Here is a 2,942-nt window from a genome sequence, read left to right on the forward strand (position 1 = left end):
CGCCCGAGGCCCACGCTTATCAGTTCGAGGACAACCTCGATCAACTGTTCGGGCGCAGGGCGCGAGATCCGGCGTGCGGCCCCTGCTGAATTACGGTGGTGCTGACACCGAGGCGTTATCGGGCGCGCACGCCGGGCTCTCGGCGCTTACAGTAGGGGAAAGCCAAGACATAAGGCGTTAGACGTCATGGCAGATCAACGCGACATTCGGATTAGATTGAGCGAGAACGCCTGGCTAGCACTACTCCCAATTCTCGGCACCTATCTCGCCTTTTTATTTCAATCTAGCTACTTTAGTTATTTCGGCGTTCCTGCCTCAATGGTCGATGTCGACATCCCAAAGATCATCTTTTCAATGGCAGCAATCGCAGTTGCCGGAGTTATTTTCATCGCAATGTTCACTTTCGCCGCCGATCTTTTTCGCGCGCAGAATCCAATCATTAGAATCGTCGGCCGCGGTCTAACAGGCATGGTAATCTTTCTCCCCTTCGTTCTCGCTGCAACACAAGCATTCACTGCAAAACAGCTGATGGCAAACGGTCTAGTCTTGTTTGCTCTTTGGTCACACAATTTCTGGCCTCCGCCTCAGAAGACCGGAGAGAGCAAGTCGTACTTGGAACAACTTGACGAACAACTTAATGAACAGGACAGGGCTCTAAAGAACAAACCGAGTAACATCAAGCAAATAGCGGGAGACTCGGTCATCGCGCCTTTCTCGCTTATATTGTTCGGGTCAATATACGTGCTAATGCTAGGCGGATACTGCGCCTCAACGTTTGGTGGAAAAACCTACCTTCAGAGCAATCCGAATGCGCTTTATGCTGGAAAAGCAGATGGCGTGTATATATTTACGATCGTCGACCCGGAGACAGATACCTTTGGCAACCGCATACTTCTCTTGGATGCCAGCAATCCCTTGGAGCTAGTAGCCACTGACCGCAAGGTCACGAGAGCACGCTGACGTCTACAGTTCATTCAAACCGAAACCGCTTCGCGGCCCGACTTAATTCAGGTGTTAGGTCTGACAGGGGGGGGGGCATGCAGCATCGTGTAGTGTTTCGAGAGATCACCAGCGAAGATCTCGACAGGCATTGTCCTTTCATGCCGGAAGAGCATGAGTTTGAGATGCATCTCAATGCACTCGCTCATGAGGCTGAATGGCTAGAGGGCGTCACGGAAGTTAATCGTGACGGCTCGCACGCGATCGTTGTAACGACGGACGCGACGCTTGACTTGCTTAAGGAAAGACTTATTCCACTTCTTCAGAATCACTGGGCCTACTTGCGGATAGAGCTTTGATTCCGCCTCATTACATTGGGTGGCTCGATGCAAGTAGGTGAAGCACCTGGGGCGCCCGACATCTGAGTCGAAAGGGACACAGGTGGTGGGCAGACGACATGGGGGGGGACGACTGCGCACATTACCTGCTGGTGCCGCTGAAGTTGCCGCCAATCGCACGATCAACCTTCGAGTTGGCACTTGGCCCGCAGCGGCCTCGGCCCAGCCTTCTCTTCTCCCCGGTCGTACAATGCTTCCTGTCTAACAGCACGGCATTCGGGAGCGAGCATGGCGATGGTGGTCGAGGCGAAGTACGCGGACGGCACGGGGGTGGTCAACGCGTTGCGAATGGTGCCCGCAGAGTGGCGGGAACTGCAGCGTGCCTACCGCATAGGCGACCTGGTAATGCCATGCTGTCCGTCGCCGGCTATTCCCAAAGTGAGCGCGAATGGGCACCCTTTTTTTGCACACGCCAGCGGCGCCTGTAGCTCATCGAAAGAAAGCCAATGGCACCTGACCGCAAAAATTCTAGTTCGAAGCGAGCTGGAGAACTTGGGCTGCCGGGCGTCAATCGAGGAACCTGGCTCAGGCGTCGCCGGCAGATGGCAGGCTGATGTCTTGGCAGAGCGCGGAAAGGTGAACCTCGCCGTCGAGATCCAACGCTCCTATCAGTCGCTGCGTGACTATTGCGATCGCCAGCAGCGCTACTCCGCTGCTGGCGTGCAGGCATTGTGGCTGCTACGCGACGACCGATACCGGACGCTCATTAACAGTATGGGGAAGGAGCGGTTGCGGACGGAGTTCGGCGGAAAGTTTCCACCGTCCGGACATTTCAACCCGTGCCTGCCCGGCATTCCTGTCGCTCGGTTGGAGCTGGAACCGGAACCAATGATCAGTGGCGCCGGTTTCTTCTCGGCAAGAGTGCCGCAATTGCTTGATGCCGCATTGAACGGGCGCTTTATGTGGGTGGATGGCCTGTGGTGCATTGATAACCTTGACGCCATGCGCATGGCCGCCCAGCAGTCGCGTGATCGAGCCGCCGCGCGACAGAGGGACAAGCCTTCTTGTGGCTAATACGATACTTACTATCGAAACCAGGAAGGGGGAATGGAGATGGACTATCTGACTTTTGCGGTAGAGATGGTGAAGGCAATGGCATGGCCGGCTGTGGCAGTCACTCTGGGTGTCCTGTTCAAGCGGCCAATCTTCGATCTGTTCACCCGCATTAAGACTGGTCGAATCGGAAATTTTGTGGAGGCCGAGTTCAGCCACTGGCAGCGAACCGCTGAAGAGTTAGAGCAGAAGCTGGAAACCGGCTCCGTCGTAGCCAATGAAAGCGGAGAAGAATACGGCTTCCACTTGGTGCGGATGGCGACCACTGATCCAACAGCGGCTATCCTGCAGACATGGCGCGAACTCAAGCAAACGATCGAAGGTGTTGCTAGACCGATGCTCGAAGGAAAGATGATGAAAGTTCCGGTGTGGCCTCTGTCTCTGGAAGCCATCGAGAATCGCGGTATCCTCGATGCTGAGGATATCGACGTCCCCCCGCTTTCAGTAGCGGGGCGGTTTAGAGTCCGGGGGTAATAGTAGCTGGTTCACCAGCCAGTCGTTTCGCGTAGGCGGCCGGCGTCAGTCCGCCTAGCGCCTTCTTCGGTCGTTCCT

At 55.7% G+C, this 2,942-nt stretch carries 4 protein-coding genes; all 4 read left to right on the forward strand.

The features are described 5' to 3' along the window. Window positions 1-186 precede the first annotated feature (186 nt). The 4 genes from L3V18_RS19130 (at window position 187) to L3V18_RS19145 (ending at window position 2,864) form a co-directional block, all read left to right on the forward strand. Window positions 187-960: a hypothetical protein gene (locus L3V18_RS19130; protein WP_237057057.1), complete on the forward strand. Its 774-nt coding sequence runs from the start codon at window positions 187-189 to the stop codon at window positions 958-960. Between the two features lie 92 nt (window positions 961-1,052). Continuing rightward, window positions 1,053-1,298, forward strand: coding sequence for a hypothetical protein (locus tag L3V18_RS19135; protein WP_237057058.1), 246 nt, complete (start codon window positions 1,053-1,055; stop codon window positions 1,296-1,298). A gap of 267 nt (window positions 1,299-1,565) precedes the next feature. Beyond that, on the forward strand, window positions 1,566-2,351 hold the full coding sequence (locus tag L3V18_RS19140; protein ID WP_237057059.1) for a competence protein CoiA: 786 nt from the start codon (window positions 1,566-1,568) through the stop codon (window positions 2,349-2,351). Window positions 2,352-2,384: 33 nt separating this feature from the next. Beyond that, complete coding sequence (locus tag L3V18_RS19145; protein ID WP_237057060.1) at window positions 2,385-2,864, forward strand: hypothetical protein; 480 nt, start codon at window positions 2,385-2,387, stop codon at window positions 2,862-2,864. The last annotated feature ends 78 nt before the right edge of the window (window positions 2,865-2,942 follow it).

The sequence above is a fragment of the Marilutibacter chinensis genome, assembly GCF_021725675.1.
GTDB lineage: Bacteria > Pseudomonadota > Gammaproteobacteria > Xanthomonadales > Xanthomonadaceae > Marilutibacter > Marilutibacter chinensis.